Annotated in this window: 14 protein-coding genes; 6 read left to right on the forward strand and 8 right to left on the reverse strand. The window is 70.8% G+C overall.

Going from position 1 to position 16,769, the window contains the following annotated elements; all coding sequences use genetic code 11:
- The first annotated feature begins 160 nt into the window (after nucleotides 1-160).
- Nucleotides 161-2,209 (forward strand): SufS family cysteine desulfurase, encoded by a 2,049-nt coding sequence (locus tag AB0B61_RS31175; protein WP_358439277.1) that lies wholly within the window; start codon nucleotides 161-163, stop codon nucleotides 2,207-2,209.
- Between the two features lie 35 nt (nucleotides 2,210-2,244).
- Here the strand turns inward: AB0B61_RS31175 and dgoD are convergent, their stop codons facing one another.
- The 7 genes from dgoD to AB0B61_RS31210 form a co-directional block, all read right to left on the reverse strand.
- Nucleotides 2,245-3,390 carry a galactonate dehydratase gene (gene dgoD, locus AB0B61_RS31180; protein ID WP_358439280.1) on the reverse strand — a complete coding sequence of 382 codons (1,146 nt, stop codon included), beginning with the start codon at nucleotides 3,388-3,390 and terminating at the stop codon, nucleotides 2,245-2,247.
- Nucleotides 3,387-4,067: a FadR/GntR family transcriptional regulator gene (locus tag AB0B61_RS31185; protein WP_358439283.1), complete on the reverse strand. Its 681-nt coding sequence runs from the start codon at nucleotides 4,065-4,067 to the stop codon at nucleotides 3,387-3,389. The genes dgoD and AB0B61_RS31185 overlap by 4 nt, the downstream gene beginning before the upstream one ends.
- Nucleotides 4,067-4,777: an SDR family oxidoreductase gene (locus AB0B61_RS31190; RefSeq protein ID WP_358439285.1), complete on the reverse strand. Its 711-nt coding sequence runs from the start codon at nucleotides 4,775-4,777 to the stop codon at nucleotides 4,067-4,069. The genes AB0B61_RS31185 and AB0B61_RS31190 overlap by 1 nt, the downstream gene beginning before the upstream one ends.
- Nucleotides 4,774-6,696, reverse strand: a complete 1,923-nt coding sequence (locus AB0B61_RS31195) for a beta-galactosidase (RefSeq protein WP_358439288.1) — start codon at nucleotides 6,694-6,696, stop codon at nucleotides 4,774-4,776. Before AB0B61_RS31195 ends, AB0B61_RS31190 begins: the two co-directional genes overlap by 4 nt.
- On the reverse strand, nucleotides 6,693-7,529 hold the full coding sequence (locus tag AB0B61_RS31200) for a carbohydrate ABC transporter permease (protein ID WP_358439290.1): 837 nt from the start codon (nucleotides 7,527-7,529) through the stop codon (nucleotides 6,693-6,695). The genes AB0B61_RS31195 and AB0B61_RS31200 overlap by 4 nt, the downstream gene beginning before the upstream one ends.
- A complete protein-coding gene (locus tag AB0B61_RS31205; RefSeq protein ID WP_358439292.1) occupies nucleotides 7,526-8,392 on the reverse strand; it encodes a sugar ABC transporter permease in 867 nt (288 codons plus the stop codon). The genes AB0B61_RS31200 and AB0B61_RS31205 overlap by 4 nt, the downstream gene beginning before the upstream one ends.
- A gap of 65 nt (nucleotides 8,393-8,457) precedes the next feature.
- Complete coding sequence (locus AB0B61_RS31210) at nucleotides 8,458-9,801, reverse strand: sugar ABC transporter substrate-binding protein (RefSeq protein ID WP_358439295.1); 1,344 nt, start codon at nucleotides 9,799-9,801, stop codon at nucleotides 8,458-8,460.
- Between the two features lie 158 nt (nucleotides 9,802-9,959).
- On the opposite strand from AB0B61_RS31210, the gene AB0B61_RS31215 reads away from it, so the two are divergent.
- The 5 genes from AB0B61_RS31215 (at nucleotide 9,960) to AB0B61_RS31235 (ending at nucleotide 14,591) form a co-directional block, all read left to right on the forward strand.
- Nucleotides 9,960-10,346 (forward strand): YbaB/EbfC family nucleoid-associated protein, encoded by a 387-nt coding sequence (locus tag AB0B61_RS31215; RefSeq protein ID WP_358439297.1) that lies wholly within the window; start codon nucleotides 9,960-9,962, stop codon nucleotides 10,344-10,346.
- Entirely contained in the window at nucleotides 10,343-10,645 is a 303-nt protein-coding gene (locus AB0B61_RS31220) for a hypothetical protein (RefSeq protein ID WP_358439300.1), read from the forward strand. Before AB0B61_RS31215 ends, AB0B61_RS31220 begins: the two co-directional genes overlap by 4 nt.
- Nucleotides 10,646-10,648: 3 nt before the next feature.
- On the forward strand, nucleotides 10,649-13,000 hold the full coding sequence (locus tag AB0B61_RS31225) for a hypothetical protein (protein WP_358439302.1): 2,352 nt from the start codon (nucleotides 10,649-10,651) through the stop codon (nucleotides 12,998-13,000).
- 87 nt (nucleotides 13,001-13,087) lie between these two features.
- Nucleotides 13,088-13,474, forward strand: coding sequence for a hypothetical protein (locus tag AB0B61_RS31230; RefSeq protein ID WP_358439305.1), 387 nt, complete (start codon nucleotides 13,088-13,090; stop codon nucleotides 13,472-13,474).
- Nucleotides 13,475-13,613: 139 nt separating this feature from the next.
- Complete coding sequence (locus AB0B61_RS31235) at nucleotides 13,614-14,591, forward strand: lytic polysaccharide monooxygenase (RefSeq protein WP_358439307.1); 978 nt, start codon at nucleotides 13,614-13,616, stop codon at nucleotides 14,589-14,591.
- A gap of 276 nt (nucleotides 14,592-14,867) precedes the next feature.
- Here AB0B61_RS31235 and AB0B61_RS31240 read toward each other — a convergent pair whose 3' ends face one another.
- Nucleotides 14,868-16,631, reverse strand: coding sequence for a CBM35 domain-containing protein (locus AB0B61_RS31240; protein WP_358439310.1), 1,764 nt, complete (start codon nucleotides 16,629-16,631; stop codon nucleotides 14,868-14,870).
- Nucleotides 16,632-16,769 lie beyond the last annotated feature (138 nt).

The raw sequence follows: 16,769 nt of genomic DNA on the forward strand, positions 1-16,769 counted from the left end.
CGGCCATAAATGACCGCCTTTTCATGCCACCGGGCGGCGGCGAAAAGGCCGCTATGGTATTTCGGAGAATCGTGGGATGCCGTCGCGCAACTCCAGTTGGATCCGCGCGGGCCGGCCGGGGTGAGACTGCCGCGACACCGTTCGGCAGGAGGAGACCACGATGACGATCGACGTCGAGTCGACGCGGAAGGCATTCCCGTTCTTCGAGACAGCCGCTGACGGCTCCCGTCCACCCGTCTACCTCGACAGCGCCGCCACCACGCAGAAGCCGGCCGTGGTGCTCGACGCCCTGAGCCACTACTACACGCGCGCCAACGCCAACGTGCACCGTGGCGTCTACCGCCTGGCCGTGGAGGCGACCGAGCTGTACGAAGGGGCCCGGCGCAAGGTCGCGGCCTTCGTCAACGCGCCGCGCGCCGAGGAGATCGTCTTCACCAAGAACGCCACCGAGGCCACCAATCTCCTGGCCAACACGCTGGTGTGGGGCGACGGGCGGCTCCGGGTCGGTCCCGGCGACGAGATCGTCCTGACCGAGATGGAGCACCACTCCAACCTCATCCCCTGGCGGCTGCTCGCCGAGCGCGTGGGGGCGAAGGTCAGCTATCTGGGCATCACCGACGACGGCCGCCTGGACCTGTCCCGCCTGGCCGAGCTGGTCACGGAGCGGACCAAGGTCGTGGCGGTCGTGCACGCCTCGAACATCCTGGGCACCGTGAACCCCATAGCGCCGATCGCGGCCCGCGCGGCCGAGGTCGGCGCCCTGCTGGTCGTCGACGCGGCGCAGTCGGTGCCGCATCTCGGGGTGGACGTCGCCGCGCTCGGGGCCGACTTCGTGACGTTCTCCGGGCACAAGATGTGCGGGCCCACCGGGATCGGCGTGCTGTGGGGCCGGCACGAGCTGCTGGCGGCGCTGCCGCCCTTCCTCGGCGGCGGCGAGATGATCGAGACGGTCAGTGTGGACGCCATGCACTATGCCGCGCCGCCGCTCAAGTTCGAGGCCGGGACGCCGCCGGTGGCGCAGGCGGTCGGCCTGGGGGCCGCGTGCGACTTCCTCTCAGAGATCGGGATGGACGCGGTCGCCGCCCACGACCAGGCGCTGATCGAGTACGCGCTGGACCGGCTCGGCGAGGTGCCCGGCATCCGGTTCATCGGGCCGTCGGACACCCGCGACCGGCTGCCGCTGCTCTCCTTCGTGGTGGACGGCATGCCGCTCCAGCAGGTGCGCACGGCCTTGGACGAGGCGGGGATCGCGGTCCGCTCGGGTCACCACTGCGCCCAGCTCGCGTGCAGCCGCTTCGGCATCCCGGCGGCCATCCGCGCCTCCTTCTACCTGTACAACTCGGCCGACGAGGTCGACGTCCTGGCCGCGACGCTGGAACAGGCGCGGGGCTCCCGGCGGGGCGTACAGACCTCGGCCACGGTGTACGAGGCCGCCGACACCCGCCAGGTCCGCCCCTACCAGGAGGTCCTGGTGCCGGGGATCTTCCGGCCTTGGGCGTACCGACTGGTCGAGGAGCTGGCTCCCGCTCAGGGAGCCAGGGCGCTCGACATCGGCACCGGGCCGGGCACGGTGGCCCGCGTCATGGCGGCGGCCGTGGGCGACGGCGGGGCCGTGGTCGGCACCGACCCGAGCCCGGCCATGCTCGCGCTCGCGCGGGAGCAGCCGCCCGTCAGCGGGGCCCCGATCCAGTACGTCGAGTGCGGCGCGGCCCCCCTGCACGTGTCCGACGAGGCGTTCGACCTGATCACCGTGCAGCAGGTGCTCCAGTTCGTCCCGGACCGGCGCGCCGCGGTGGCCGAGATGCGCAGGGCCGCCCGTCCCGGCGCCCGGATCGCCATCGCCACCTGGTCACCGCTCCGGCGCAACCCGCTCTTCCGTGCCCTGCACGACGCGGTCGGCGCCGTGCTCGGCCCCGGACCGGCCGCGTTGTTCGAGGAGCCGTGGTCGCTGGGCGGGGAGGAGGTCGCCGCCCTGGTGGCGGAGGCGGGCTTCGGCCAGGTCGAACTGCGCGAGTGGACGGTGCCGGTCACCATTCCCGGTGGACCGGACGCCCTGTGCTGCCTCTTCGACTTCTCGGCGGTCGGGCCGCATATCTCTACCCATCGCCAGGACCTCCACGCCGCCGTCCGCGCGCATCTGGCCCACTGCACGGACGGGGATGGCGTGCACGCGGAGACGTCAGCGAGCGTGGTGACCGCCCGAGCCTGATCGTCAGGGACGGCTCGATGGCGGAGTGAGCAGCCTCACCATTCCGCCATCGAGCCGTCGTCGTGCCGCCAGACCGGGTTGCGCCAGGCGTGCGGGTGGCGGGCGGCCTGCCGCACCGCCTGCTCGTCGATGGTCACCCCCAGGCCGGGCAGCGTGGTGCGGTGGGCGTGGCCGTCGGTGAAGGTGAACGGGGCGGGGTCGAGGACGTAGTCGAGGAGTTCGGCGCCGCTGTTGTGGTAGATGCCCACGCTCTGCTCCTGGATGAGGAAGTTGGGCGTGGCGAAGCCGATCTGCAGGCTGGCGGCCAGCGCGATCGGGCCGAGCGGGCAGTGCGGGGCGAGTTGCACGTCGAACGTCTCGGCGAGCGCGGCGATCCGCCTGACCTCCGAGATGCCGCCCGCGTGGGACAGGTCGGGCTGGGCCACGGCCAGGCCGGAGGTCAGCGGCGGCAGGAAGTCGGTGCGGGAGTAGAGGCGCTCGCCGAGCGCGATCGGCACATCCGTCGCGGCGGTCAGGTCGCGCAGCCGGTGCAGGTGGTCGGGGGCCAGCGGCTCCTCCACGAACAGCGGGTGCAGGTCGGCGACGGCGGCGAGGACGCGTCTGGCGTTGGCGGTCGTGGCGCGGCCGTGCAGGTCGATCGCGAAGTCGCGGCCGGGGCCGAGGGCCGACCTGGCGACCTCCGCCCTGCGCACCACGGACGCGAGGTCGGCGGCGGTGAGCGAGCGCGGCATGAGGCCGGAGCCGTTCATCTTGACCGCGGTGAACCCGGCCTCGACCTGCTTGTCGATCTCCTCCCGCAGCTCGCCGGGGTCGTCGCCGCCGACCCAGGCGTAGACCCTGACCTTGTCGCGGACCGGCCCGCCGAGCAGGGCGTGCACGGGCGCGCCGTAGTGCTGGCCGGCGATGTCCCACAGCGCCTGGTCGAGCCCCGCCACGGCGCTGGACAGGACGGGGCCGCCCCGGTAGAAGCCGCCCTTGGTGAGCACCTGCCAGTGGTCCTCGATCCGCAGCGGGTCCTGGCCGAGGAGATATTCGCTGAGTACGTCCACCGCGGCCCGGACGACCTCGGCCCGTCCCTCGACGACGGGTTCGCCCCAGCCGACGATGCCCTCGTCGGTCTCCACGCGGCAGAACAGCCATCGCGGCGGCACCGGGAACGTCTCGATCCTGGTGATCTTCACAGCAGGTCCTCCAGGTCGCGCCACGCCTTGTCGAGCAGGTCCCGCATCGCCGCCTCCGCGGCCTCGCCGTCCTGTCTCTCGATGGCCGTCAGCACCGCCAAATGACTGGGTACGGGGTCGTCGCTGCCGCTGGAGCCGTGGACGAGCCGGTCGCGCCCGGCCAGGCCCGCGCCCATGACGACCTCCATGCGGATGAGCAGTTCGTTGTCGCCCGCCGCGAGCAGCGCCCGGTGGAAGTCCAGGTCGGCCGCGACGGGGTCGGTGGCGGACGCCATCGCGTCCAGCGCCTTCCGCAGGGCCTCGAGCTGCTCGGGGGTACGGCGCAGCGCGGCCAGCCGGGCGACCTGGGGCTCGACGATCGAGCGCAGCTCGTGCAGGTCGCGCAGGAATCCCGGGTCGGGGCGCCCGGCGAACTTCCACCGGATCACGTCGCCGTCGAGCAGGTTCCAGTCGGCGCGCGGGCGTACGTAGGTGCCGAGCTTGGGCTTGGCCCCGATGAGCCCCTTGGCGGTGAGGACCTTCATCGCCTCGCGCAGCGCCGTCGAACTGACGCCGAGCCGCTCCTGTAGGACGGTGACGTCGAGGCTGTCACCCGACCTGAACTCCCCGCCGAAGATCATCGAGGCGATGGCCTCGACCGTCTGCCCGTGGAGCCCGCGCCCGCTGTAGGCCGCCATCACGCCGAGTCCTTCACGATGCTCCAGCCGCCGTCCACGACCACGCAGGCTCCCGTGACGAACGAGGCTTCTGGCGAGGCCAGGAAGGCGATCACCGCGGCCACCTCCTCGGGCGTGCCGAACCGGTCGAGCACGGTGGCCTTGACACTGTCCGCCCGGCCCGCCTCGTCCACCCGGTCCCAGGCGGGCGTCATGATCGGCCCGGGCAGGACGCAGTTGACGCGGACGGCGGGGCCGTACTCGACCGCCAGCTGCCGGGTGAGCGCGCTCAGCCCGCCCTTGGCGGCGGCGTAGGCGGGGTGTCCGGGCAGGCCGACGAGCGCGTGCACGGAGGAGGTGACCACCATGGCGCCGCCCCTGGCGGCCAGGCCGGGCAGCAGCCTGCGGGCGGCCAGAAAGGTGCCGGTCAGGCTGACGCCGAGCTGCCGGTTCCACGACTCCAGCGTGGTCAGGTGCGCGGGCGCCACCTCGGCGGCGGCCGCGTTGCTCACGATCACGTCGATCGGCCCCCACTCGGCGACCCGGTCCCAGGTCTCCTCCTCGGCCACGTCGCCGCGCAGGTAGCCGGCGCCCGTCGGCGGCGGTTCCGCGACGACGTCGACCACCAGGACGGACGCCCCCTCAGCGGTCAGCCGCGCCGCCGTCGCGGCGCCGATCCCCGACGCGCCACCGGTCACGACGGCCGTCCTGCCCGCGAAACGCCCGCTCATGACTCGGCCAGGACGACGACATCATGGGGAGCCAGCTCCACCCCGGCCACGCTCACCGGCCGGTCACCGTGGTTGAGCAGGAACAGGTGCCCCCCACGCCGTACGGCCTCCACCTCGTCGGGCAGCCCCTGGAGGACGGGCGCGACCTCCGCCAGCCGCAGGGCGTCGCGGACGAGCTCGCGCATGGCCCGCTCGTCGGGGCGCGTGCCGAGGTAGGTGGCGGTGCCCAGGCCGAAGGCGTGCCGGGTGATCGCCGGCGACCCGGTCAGCGGGCCGCCGGTGTAGGCGGCCAGGACCTCGGCGCCTTCCGGCACGACGTGGTCGGCCCACAGGTCCGCGCTCCCGCCCGAGGTCAGGCCCACGTTCTCGCCCTCACTGAGCGGCCAGAACTCCTCCACCCGCAGCCCGAGCAGCTCCCGGAAGGCGCCGGGGTAGCCGCCCAGCCGGACGCGGTCGCACTCGTCGACGATCCCGCTGAAGAACGACATCAGCAGGTGCCCGCCACCCTCGACGTAGCCGCGCAGGTTGGTGGCCGCCGCGTCGGTGCACAGGTAGAGGTTCGGCACGACGACCAGCTTGTACGCCGACAGGTCCGCCTCGGGCGGCACCACGTCGACCGTGACGTTCTCCCGCCAGAGCGGCGCGTAGTGGGCGCGTACCCGCTCGGGGATCTTCAGCTCGCCCGGCCGGGCGTCCAGCTCCAGCGCCCACCAGTTGGCGTAGTCGTGCACGATCGCCACGTCGGCGCGCACCCGGGAGCCCGCGACGCCGGACAGCGCCGCCAGCTCGGCGCCCAGCCCGGCCACCTCGCGGAAGATCCGGTTGTCCGCGCCGCCGTGCGAGACGATCGCGGAGTGGAACTTCTCCGCGCCGCCCGCCGAGGCCCGCCACTGGAAGTACATGACCGCGTCGGCGCCGCGCGCCACCGCCTGGTGGCTCCACAGCCGGTTCAGTCCGTCCCGCTTCGGCCGGTTCGGCGGGCGGTAGCTGATCGCGCTGGTCGCGGTCTCCATCATCAGGTAGGGCCGGCCGCCGCCCAGCGAGCGCATCTGGTCGTGGAAGAAGGCCGCGTCGATGTGCGCGCCGGGGTCCTTCGGCTCGGGGTAGATGTCCAGCGCCACCACGTCGAAGTCGGCCGCCCAGGAGGCGTAGTCGGCGACGGGCTCCCACATGCCCATGATGTTCGTGGTGATCGGCACGTCGGGCGTCAGCTGCTGGAGGACGGCCCGCTCGGCCCGGTAGCAGGCCAGCAGCGCGTCGGAGCTGAAGCGCCGGTAGTCGAGATCCTGCGCGGGATTGCGCAGGGTCGGGGTCGCGCGGGGCGGCAGCACGTCGGCCCAGTCGGCGAACCGCTGGCTCCAGAACGTGGTGGACCAGGCGGCGTTGAGCGCGTCGAGGTCGCCGTAACGCTCGCGCAGCCAGGTGCGGAAGTCCGCCGCGGAGACGTCGCAGTAGCACTCCTGGATGTGGCAGCCGTACTCGTTGCCGACGTGCCAGATGGCCAGCGCGGGATGCCCGCCGTACCTCTTGGCCAGCTGGACCGCCAGGCCCACGGCCGCCTCGCGGTAGACGGGCGAGCTGGGGCAGTAGTGCTGGCGGGAGCCGGGCGACAGACGCACGCCGTCGCGGGTGACCGGCAGCGTCTCGGGGTGCAGACGCGACAGCCAGGCAGGCGGTGACGCGGTGCCCGTGGCCAGGCTGACCTCGATGCCCGCGTCGCCGAGCAGGTCCATGACCTCGTCCAGCCAGCCGAAGTCGTAGGTCCCCTGCTCGGGCTCGACGAGGCCCCAGGAGAAGACGCCGAGCGTGACGATGGTGACCCCGGCCTCGCGCATGAGGCGGATGTCCTCACGCCAGACCTCCGGCGCCCACTGCTCGGGGTTGTAGTCGGCGCCGAAATGTACTCGGTCGTGCTTCATCCTTTGACGCTCCCTGCGGTGAGGCCCGCCCGCCAGAATCGCTGCAGCGAGGCCATGGTGATGACGAGAAGGAGCGCGGACACCGCCGCTCCGGTGACCGTGAGCTCGAAGAAGGCCGGGTTCCTGAAGGTCTGGGAGTTCCACAGGGCCAGGCCCAACGTGACAGGGTAGAGGTTCTGGTCCGACAACATCACCAGGGGCAGGAAGTAGTTGTTCCAGATGCCGATGAACTGGAACAGGAAGATCGTGACCAGCGCCGGGCTCATGATCTTCAGGCCGATGCTGAAGAAGATGCGATACTCCCCCGCGCCGTCCAGCCGCGCCGACTCCAGCAGCGCGTCGGGGATCGCGGCGTTGGCGTGGATGCGCGCGAGGTAGACGCCGAACGGGCTGACGATGCTGGGCAGCAGCACCGACCAGAACGATCCGGTCAGGCCCGCCTGGCTGAAGATGAGGTACGTGGGCAGCGCCAGCACCGTGGCCGGCACGAGCACGCCGGCCAGCACCAGGTTGAACAGCGCTTCCCGGCCCCGGAAGGGGTATTTGGCCATCGCGTAGCCCGCCCCGGCCGACAGCATGGTGGCCACCAGCGCGCCGGTCCCCGCGTACAGGAAGCTGTTGAGTATCCACCGGCCGAACAGCCCGTCGCCGAACAGGCGGCCGAGGTTGGCGCCGAGCTGCGGGTGCGGCGACCACAGGCCGAAGGTGCCGAACAGGTCGGCGGTGCTCTTGGTCGCGGCGACCAGCACCCAGACGACCGGCAGCAGGAAGTAGACCGCCGCCGCGAGGAGCAGCGCCATGACCACGACGGTGGCCGGTCTCCACCGGTTCACCACGCTCTGTTCCCCTTCCTGTTCACCAGCCGAAGGAAGCCGAAGGAGATCACGAATGCCATGATCGCGATAAGTGTGGCCTCCGCCGAGGCGAGATGGACATCCGCCTGGCCGAAAGCCTGGTTGTAGGCGGCCAGGTTGGGCGTGTAGTCGCTGTTGATCGCCGTGGTGAGCGGCTTGAGTATCAGCGGCTCGACGAACAGCTGGAGGGTGCCGATGAGCGTGAACACGGTGATCAGGATCAGCGGCGCGCGGACCAGCGGGATCTTGACGTGCCAGGCGATCCGCAGCTCGCTCGCGCCGTCCACCCTGGCCGCCTCGTACAGCTCCCGGGGGATGGCCTGCAGCCCGGCGATCAGCACCAGCATGTTGTAGCCGGCGAACTGCCAGGTGGAGATGTTGGCGATGGCCAGCAGGATCGTGTCGGGACCGAGGAAGTCGTGCGGCAGGCCCATGGCGGCCAGCACGTCGATGAGCGGGCTGGTCTGCGGTACGTAGAGGAAGCCCCACAGCAGCGAGGCGATCACCCCGGGCACGCCGTACGGAAGGAAGAACGAGACGCGGAAGAACGGCTGGAAGCGCGCTCTGGCCGAGTCGAGCAGCAGGGCCAGCGCCAGGGCGCAGACCACCATGGTCGGCACCTCGATCAGGCTGAACACCAGCACCCGGCCGATGCTCGCCACGAACGCCTCCTGGCTCAGCGCGGTGACGTAGTTGCCGAGCCCGGCGAACTCCAGCACCGGCTCGGTCAGACCGAGCCCGCTGCTGGTGAGCTTGAAGAAGCTTTGATAGATCGCGTAGCCGATCGGCGCGAGGAAGAACAGCGCGAAGGCCACGAAGAACGGCGCGACCAGGACCACCACGTGCGTCCTCGGCCGACCGGGGCGCCGCGAGTTCGCGCGCGCCCCCCGCACCACCCCGGTCACCGTCAACCGCCCGTCACCACGTTGAGGCCCTTGGCCTTGAGCTGCTCGACCATCGCCTGCTGGGTCTTGGCGAAGGCGTCGGTGAGCGTCCCGTCGCCCTGGACCGCGGCCTTGGCGTTGTCGGTCAGCGAGGAGTAGAGCGCGTCACTCACCGGGGGCCAGCGCCAGTCCGTCGCCACGGCGGCGTCGGCCTGCTTGAAGACCTCCCAGATGTTCTGGCCGCCGTAGAAGGGAAAGACCGTGTCGTCCTTCTGGAGGTTGGTGATCTGGCTGGTGTCCTTGACGGACGGCCAGCCGTACCCGGCCGACAGCAGGGTGTTGACGCTCTCGGGGGCGCTGTTGAGCCAGACCGCGAACTCGGTGGCCGCGCCGGGGTTCTTGGTGCCCTTCAGGATGGCGGAGGCCGAGCCGCCGCCCCAGCTCGCGGAGGTGAACTGGGCGGCGCCCGCCCACTGGGGCATGGGCGCGACCGCCCACTTGCCCGAGGTGCCGGGCGCGTTGCCGCGGATGATCGCATCGCCCCACGAGCCGCCGATCCAGCCCACGACGCTGCCCGTCTGCAGGTCCTTGTACCAGGCGTTGGACATGTCGGCCTCGGTCTTGACCAGCTTGTCGTCCAGCATCTTCTGCCAGTACGCGGCCATCTTGCGGGTGTCGGGGTTGTCGATCGTCACCTTCCAGGCGTCGCCCTCGGTGCCGAACCACTGCTGCCCGGCCTGCTGAGCCAGCGAGATCATCCAGGGCGCCTGATTGGCGGCGAAGGTCGAGATGTAGGCGCTCTTGTCCTTCTTCCTGATGGTCGCGGCGGCCGCGGCGAAGTCGTCCCACGTCTTGGGGGCTTCCAGGCCCCACTTGGTGAACAGGTCCTTGCGGTAGTAGAAGCCCATGGGCCCGCTGGCCTGGGGAATCGCGTAGACCTTGTCGCCGAAGACGCCGGTCTGCCACTGCCAGTCGACGAACGTGGCCGCGTCGTCCTTCGCGTACTCCGTGACGTCCTGCAAGGCTCCGTTGACCAGGAACGAGGGCAGGGAGTCGTAGCCCACCTGCGCCACGTCGGGCGCGTTGCCCGCCTTGACCGCGGCGAGCATCTTCGCGTATCCGCCGTCGGGACCCGGAGTGATGGTCTCCAGCTTGACCTTGATGCCGGGGTGGGCGGTGTTGAAGGCGTCGACGGCCTTCTGGATGTCCGGCACCCACGACCAGAACGTCAGTGAGACCGGCTGGGCCGGATCGCCACTCGCCGCGGTGCCGGGCGGCGCGCTCGCACCGCCCCCGCAAGCCGCCGCGAGCCCAATAGCGACGACAGCGGCGACCAGTCGGGCCGCCCTGGGAATCCTCGATCCCATGCTGACTCCCTTCGAACGGAACGCCTGACCTGCGGGTTCCGGTTGAGGGGAGACATTATTCGTATTTTATTAATAATACAAGAGTGTTGCTGGGCGGTTTCCTGCGGTTTCGTGTTACATATGGGACTATGGGGGTCTCGGTAGTGAAGGGGTGCTGAATGCACGATGACCTGCAGGCGGCCATCGAGGGTCTGGTGGCGGAGTTCGGCAGGCAAGTCAGCCAGGTCCGGGAGACACACGCCCAGCTCCGGGAGGTCACGGCCACGGCCTCCGACGGCAACGTGACCGTGACGGCGGGTCCGCAGGGCAGGATCGACGAGATCACCTTCCATCCCCGCGTCTACACCCGGCTCTCCCCGTCGGAACTGGCCCAGGCGGTGCTCGACCAGATCACCGAGGCCAACGCGCGGGTCGCCGAGGAGTCGCGGAAGCTGATGGCGCCGCTCGTACCCGAGGGGATGTCGGCCGAGCAGCTGTTCGGCGGCGAGTTCGACCTTGACCGGCTGCTGCCGGACACGCCACTCCAGCGCGGGGAGAGCCGATGAACGAGTGGGCGCAGGGGTTCGACGTCGCCTGGGGCCAGATGCGCCGGGCGGGCACGGACTGGTGCGCCCCCGCCGCCACCCTGCGTGAGGCGAGGGGGGTCGTGCAGTCCGTGCTCAACAGCGCGCCGTGGGGACAGGACCAGTACGGGCTGCGGTTCGCCGCCCGGTTCACCCGCACGCTCGAAGACCTCCTCGCCGACTTCCACCAGGGCGCGATGAGCATCGACGACCTGACGGAGCAGGTCGACACGTCGGCCCGCAACTACGAGCGGGCCGATCACCTGTATCCGCAGGTCTGAGACGTGGATCTGAAGACCCTGCTCGGCCCCGCGTTCCCGTACGTGGAACCGGTACTCGGCTGGGTCGTCGGCATGGACTACCCGCAGGGCGACGGCGAGGAGAGCCTGGCGCGAGCCACCGACCTGCGCAGCGCGGCCGGGATGTGCCGCACAGCGGGCGGCCAGGGGGACGAAGCGCTCAACCATGTGCTGGCCTACGCCGTCGGCCCCGCGGCCACCGCGCTGTGCGGCTACTGGGAGAAGTTCACCACCGATGATCCCGCGTACGTGGAGGAGCTGGCCAAAGCCTGTGAGGCGGCGGCGAAACAGCTCGAGTCATACGGCCTGGACACCGACTACACGCAGAAGTACATCGCGCTCTGCCTGATCCTGCTGGCCTTCCTGCTGCTGCGGTCCTACGCGTTCGGGCCCGCCACGGGCGGCGCCTCGTTCCTGTCCATCGGGCCCGCCTGCTCGATGGCCAGGCTGAACGTCAGGACGATCGCCAAGCTGCTGCTGCTGAGCATCGCGTTCATGGTCGGCCTGGACGGCGGCACCCAGCTCTGGCAGTTCGCCGAGGGCAAGCGGCACGAATGGGACGGCGGCAAGACGGCCGCGGCGGTGGAGGGCGGGCTGCTGACCGGGCTGGCGTTCGCCGGGCTGGGCGGGATCATCGCCAAGGTCGGCGGTCCGCGGCTGCTGGGCGGCGTCGTGCTGAAGGAGGAGCTGACGGCGCGCGAGCGGGTGGCCGCGTTCCTGACCCAGACCGTGGGCGGCGTGGCGACCCAGAGCAGTGTGGCCTCGGTGATCGGCTCGGTCCCCATGCTGTACGAGAACGGCCAGCTCACCCCGGAGACGCTGGCCAAGGCGGCGGTGGCGGGCTTCGCGGGCGGCATCGACGGCCGGGCGGGCTACGCGGGCCCGCGCGCCGCCGACGGTCTCCGCATGCCCCACCTGGGAGAGGCCCCGCGACTGGACGGCACCCGGCTGGACGGCACGAGGCTGGAGGGCACGGGACGTCCGGCTGATCAGCGGGCGCCCGCGTACCACTTCGGCCAGGACCCGCACGACGGTCCGGGCCGGCCGCCGCCCGAGGGGACCGGCCGGGCCGAAACCGGCGGCGGCGGGACGGCCGTGCCGGTGCTCACGCCCAGGCACCGGGAGCTCATCCGGCAGAGCCGGCACGAGGTCGCCGCGGGCGTCTGGTACCGGGATCCGGGCCGGGCGGTCATGCCCAGCGCGGACATGCGGCTGCTGCGGCAGACCCCCGGGGTCATCGACGTGGGCATCCGCACCGACCGCCACGGGTTCTACATCGGCGACGAGCGGCTGTCGAGCCGTGACGTGGGCACCATGCTCGCCCACGATCCGGCCGTGCGCGCCGACCCCACCGCCAAGCTGCGCCTCCTGGGCTGCGACCTCGACCTGAATCGCGTCGCGGTGCGGCAGCTCGCCGATTTCACCGGCCGGGAGGTCATCGCCGCCGACAAGCTGGTCTACATCGGCGCCGACCGGCAGGCGCACACCGGGAGCATCCCCCAGTACCGCCCCGACGGCCGGCCGGTCTTCCGCGACGACGGCCAGTGGCACTCCACCCGGCCGGAGCAGCCGCACCAGCAGCCGGCCGTCCCGGCGGACATGGCCCGGCCGAGCCCCGAGCTTCCGCCGGGGGCGCTCAACGAGGAGACGCTGAAGGCGAAGCTGGAGCAGGAGAAGCCGCTGCCCAAGTTCCTGGACAGTGGCCAGCATGGAGTGGTGCAGACGGTCCGGTTCCGCGACGGCACCGTCCTGATCCGGAAACTCCATCTCTACGGGCATGTCACGCTGAAAAAGGACCTGCTCGCCTCCCTCGTCGGGCGGATGGTCGGCGCCCCCGTACCGCACATCATCAGGGATCCGTTCAACCATGAGGCGGTCTACATGCAGTTCATGGACGGCGTGGACCGGTCCGAGATCAGAGGCGACATGTTGCCCTTCTACGAAAGTGCGGGGGGAAGGCGGCTCGGTCTGCTCGACGCCCTGGTCGGCAACACCGACCGCAGGGGCGGCAACTGGCTCGCGCACGGGAAGGACGGCGTGGGCGGAATCGACCTCAGCAGGTCCTTCTCGTTCGGCCTGGACAAGTTCGAGTACGCCCAGAACGACTTCGCCTGGCACTACATGGACGACGACGGCGAGTGGATCGACAACAAGCTCACTCGCGAGGACATCGACGTGTTCACCGAGCGGATCCAGGCGCTGCGGCCGGAGTTCGAGCGGCTGGGTCGCCAGGCGTGGCACGACGAGGTGCTCGACCGCCTGTACCAGATCGCCGCGCACGCGACCGGTGACGTGCCGTTGCCCCATGAGCCCGTCCATCACTTCGGCGGCTCCTAGGGTGACCGAGCAGCTCATCGGCCGCTATGCGATCATCGGCTGGCAGCCGTCCGTTCTCGACAGGTACCGTCCGGAAGGGGAGAGACCATGATCATGGTCGCTCGGGTGTTCGACGGCGTCCGGGACGGCGTGCCGTACTTCGCGCCCGGCCATCCGCTGGTGGACAGCCCGCACGAACGCGAACGGCTGGCCGGCTACCTGGAGGCGGGCACGCCGATCCTGGGCACCACCGGGCTGGACGTGGACCGGGTCGAGCCGGAGCGCGGCGAGGTGGTGCCGCTGAGCTTCCGCACCGACGGGACGTACGTCTGGACCGACACGGTCACCTACTACCTGCGCGCCCACCACCTGCGGCCGGACCCGGAGCTGTGCGCGCACATCGCGGCCGGCCAGTACGTGTGCCCCGAGGTCGGCGAGGACGCCGCCGCGCGGGTCCTCCAGGAGTTCTACCGGTTCTCCGCCGAGTCCGGATAGCCGATCGCGGCTCTCCGCTGAGTCCGGCCAGCCGCTCGCGGTTCTCCGCCAGTCCGGACAGCCGCTCGGGTGAACCTGCGTGGCCGGCGGGCCGTACCTGTACGCAGGACGGGTTTCGCGAGCCGAGGAGGTCTGTCACGTGGGCGTGCGTCGTCGCCGGATCGCGGGCGTGGCCGTCGTCGCGCTCGGCCTGCTCGCCGGCGGCCTGCTGCTGCCCGCCGGACCGGCCGGTGCCCACGGGGCGCTGGAGAACCCGCTCAGCCGGGCGGCGGCCTGCGGCGCCGACAGCCCGCTGTCGAAGAAGTCCCCCGCCTGTACGGCCGCCCTGGCGGTGAGCGGTACGGCGCTGCCCGACGAGTGGGACAACCTCAGGGTGGCGGACGTCGCGGGCCAGGACCGCGAGGTGATCCCCGACGGGAAGCTGTGCAGCGGTGGCATCGAGGGCTTCGGCGGCCTCGACCTCGCCCGCGCCGACTGGCCCGCCACCAGGCTGACGGCCGGGGCGGGCTTCACGTTCAGGTATCGCGGGACGATCCCGCACAAGGGGACCTTCCGGCTGTACGTCACAACGGACCGTTACGACCCGTCTCGTGCCCTCAGGTGGTCTGACCTGGAGAAGCAGCCCTTCCTCAAGGTCACCGACCCGGCGATGGCGGACGGCTCGTACGTCATGAAAGGGCGACTGCCCGCCGGGAAGAGCGGCCGTCACCTGATCTACACGATCTGGCAGAACTCCGACACGCCGGACACCTATTACTCCTGCTCCGACGTGGTCTTCCGCGCCGCCAAGGCCGCCGCCGCACCGTCCAAGCCCGCACCCACGGACTCTGCGGCTGCCGAGCCCGCACCCACCGACTCCGCCGCTGCCGAGCCCGCAACCGACGAGGCCGCAGCCGAGGACCCCGCGACCAATGAGTCGGCGACCGATGAGTCCGCAGTGGCTGACCCGGCATCCGAGCCCGCTGCCGCCGCGCCTGCCGCCGCGCCTGCGGCCGCTCTCGCCGGGAGCAGCGGGAGCGGCGGCCTGCCGTGGGCGGTCGGCGGCGTGGCGCTCCTCGCCGCCGTGGTCGGGGCGATCATCGTGCTGACCCGAGCGAAGGGCCGCCGCCCGAGGTAGGGACTCGAGAAACGCCCCGCCCCAGATAGAGGTCCGGAAACGCCTCCGCCCCAGATAGAGGTCCGGGAAACGCCCCCGCCCCAGATGGGGGATCCGTGAAGCGCCGCCGCCTTGGGCAGGGGATCCGGTCAGGGTGTTGCCCCGGCGGCCGTCCAGGTCCGGAACGAGGGCGCGCGTCGGCGGGATGGGCGCTGTAGGCGCTGACGCCGACCGCCCATGAGTCGGTGGGGGTCCCCGGCTTCCCGAGATCATCGGGAAGCCGGGGACGCCGTCCGGTCAGCCCGTCGTGATGAAGCCGTCCGGGTTCACCACCACCGGGGACTCCAGGTAGAGGTCACGGTATTCGTCCTGGATGCCGCTGTTGTGGATCTGGATGGCCAGCGGGCCGGTCTGCCCGGCGGTGGTGTCCTTGAAGGCCAGCACCTTCACTGCCGTACACGTGGGCGTGCCCGCGGTGATCGGGCAGCAGGCCATCTTCGCCTCGCCGGTGCTCTGGTTGGCCACGAGCTCGCACTGGCTCCAGTTGTGGATGTCCCACTTGGTGTGCGGGAACTGGGTGAACAGGCTGCCGCCGCCGTTGTTGTGACCGGGGCGGTAGTCCCAGTGGCCGCCGTTGGGCGGCTGGAACTGGATGGCGCTGAGTGCGTCCCTGATCGGCGTGGTGGTGCCCCAGATCAGCACGGTCGGCGCGTGGTCGCCGGTCACCTGCCGGACGCTGAAGATCCAGCGGAACGTGCCGGTCTGCTGCTTGTTGTAGTAGATCCAGCCTCTGCCTGCCGTACCGGTGCCGTGGATGGCGTTGTCGCGTACGGTCCAGCCGGCCGCCGCGTGCGGGGTCCAGCCGTTCAGCGTGGTGCCGTCGAACATGGAGACCAGGTACGGGTCGCCGTACGGGTTCTGCGCGACGGGGGTGTGGACGGTGAGATCGGGGCTCGGCGGGGAGGCGTTGCCGGCCGCGTCCCGCGCGACGACGTGGATGACGTGGTCGGTGTCGGCGCTCAGGCCCGTACAGGTGCCCGTGGTGGTCTGTCCCGAGACAGTGCCGCACGCCCGCCCGTCGCCGAACAGGTCGTAGAAGGCGACGCCCACGTCATCGGCCGAGGCCGCCCAGGTCACCGTGACGCTAGACGAGGTGATGGCCGTCTGGCTCGGCTGGCCAGGAGCCGTGGGCGGGTGGGAGTCGATGGGCCCGGAGACGGTGAGCTTGTCGAGGTTGGGCCCGCCGGTGGCGGCCGTGGCGGTCGCCCTGACCGTGTTCGCCCCGGCGTTGAGCTGGGCGGGGATGGCGAGGTCGACCCAGGTGTCCCAGTTCGCCGTGGGGTTGAACGCCTTGCCGGCCGCGATCACGGTGCCGTTGACCGAGATGTCCAGTGGTCGGTTCTCCTTCGTGCCGTTGGCGTAGCGCAGGGTCAGCGTCGTGGTGGCCGCCTCGGCCGCGTTCACGGTCCACTCGACATAGCCGCCGGTGGTGTTGACGTAGTCGACGAAGCCGGTGCCGGTGAAGCCGGTGTGGTTGCTGGCCACCGCCGCCTGGGAGAGTACGGCGCTCTCCGCCTGGTAGGCGATGTCCTGGGTGCTGGAGGGGGTGACGTCGAGGAAGTCCAGGTTGGGATTTCCGTTGGCGGTGGTCGCGGTCACCCTGACCGTGTTGGCGCCCGCTTGCAGCGTCGCGGTGAGTGTGGCGGTGGTCCAGGTGTCCCAGGTGCCCGTACTGGTGAACGCGTGACCGGTGGCGATCGCCGTGCCGTTGACCGCGATGGTGGCGGGGCGGTTGGTGGTGGTGCCGTTCGCGTAGCGCAGGTCGAGGGTCGCGCTGCCGTCCGAGGGGGCGGTGACGGCGAACTCCAGGTAGCTGCCCGAGACGTTGTCGCCGTTGACGTAGCCGGTGCCGGAGAAACCCGTGTGGGTGGTCTCCAGGACGCCTTTGGAGATCGTGGCGGCCTCGGCCTCGTAGCGGTTCGTTGCCGCCTGTGCTACACCTCCGATCAATACCGTCGCCAGCAGGGCGAGTATGGCTAAGACAGGCACCGTTCTGGACATGGCGCAGCTCCCTGTGACGTGCGCTCGTTAATAAACTTTCCTAATATTTCTTGATATGACCACTGGCAGTCAGGCGAGTCAATAGGTCGGATGTGTTCACTTGGAACGGCATGGAACGCCCCTTTGTCAGGAGATATC

Source organism: Nonomuraea sp. NPDC049158 (genome assembly GCF_040648335.1).
GTDB lineage: Bacteria > Actinomycetota > Actinomycetes > Streptosporangiales > Streptosporangiaceae > Nonomuraea.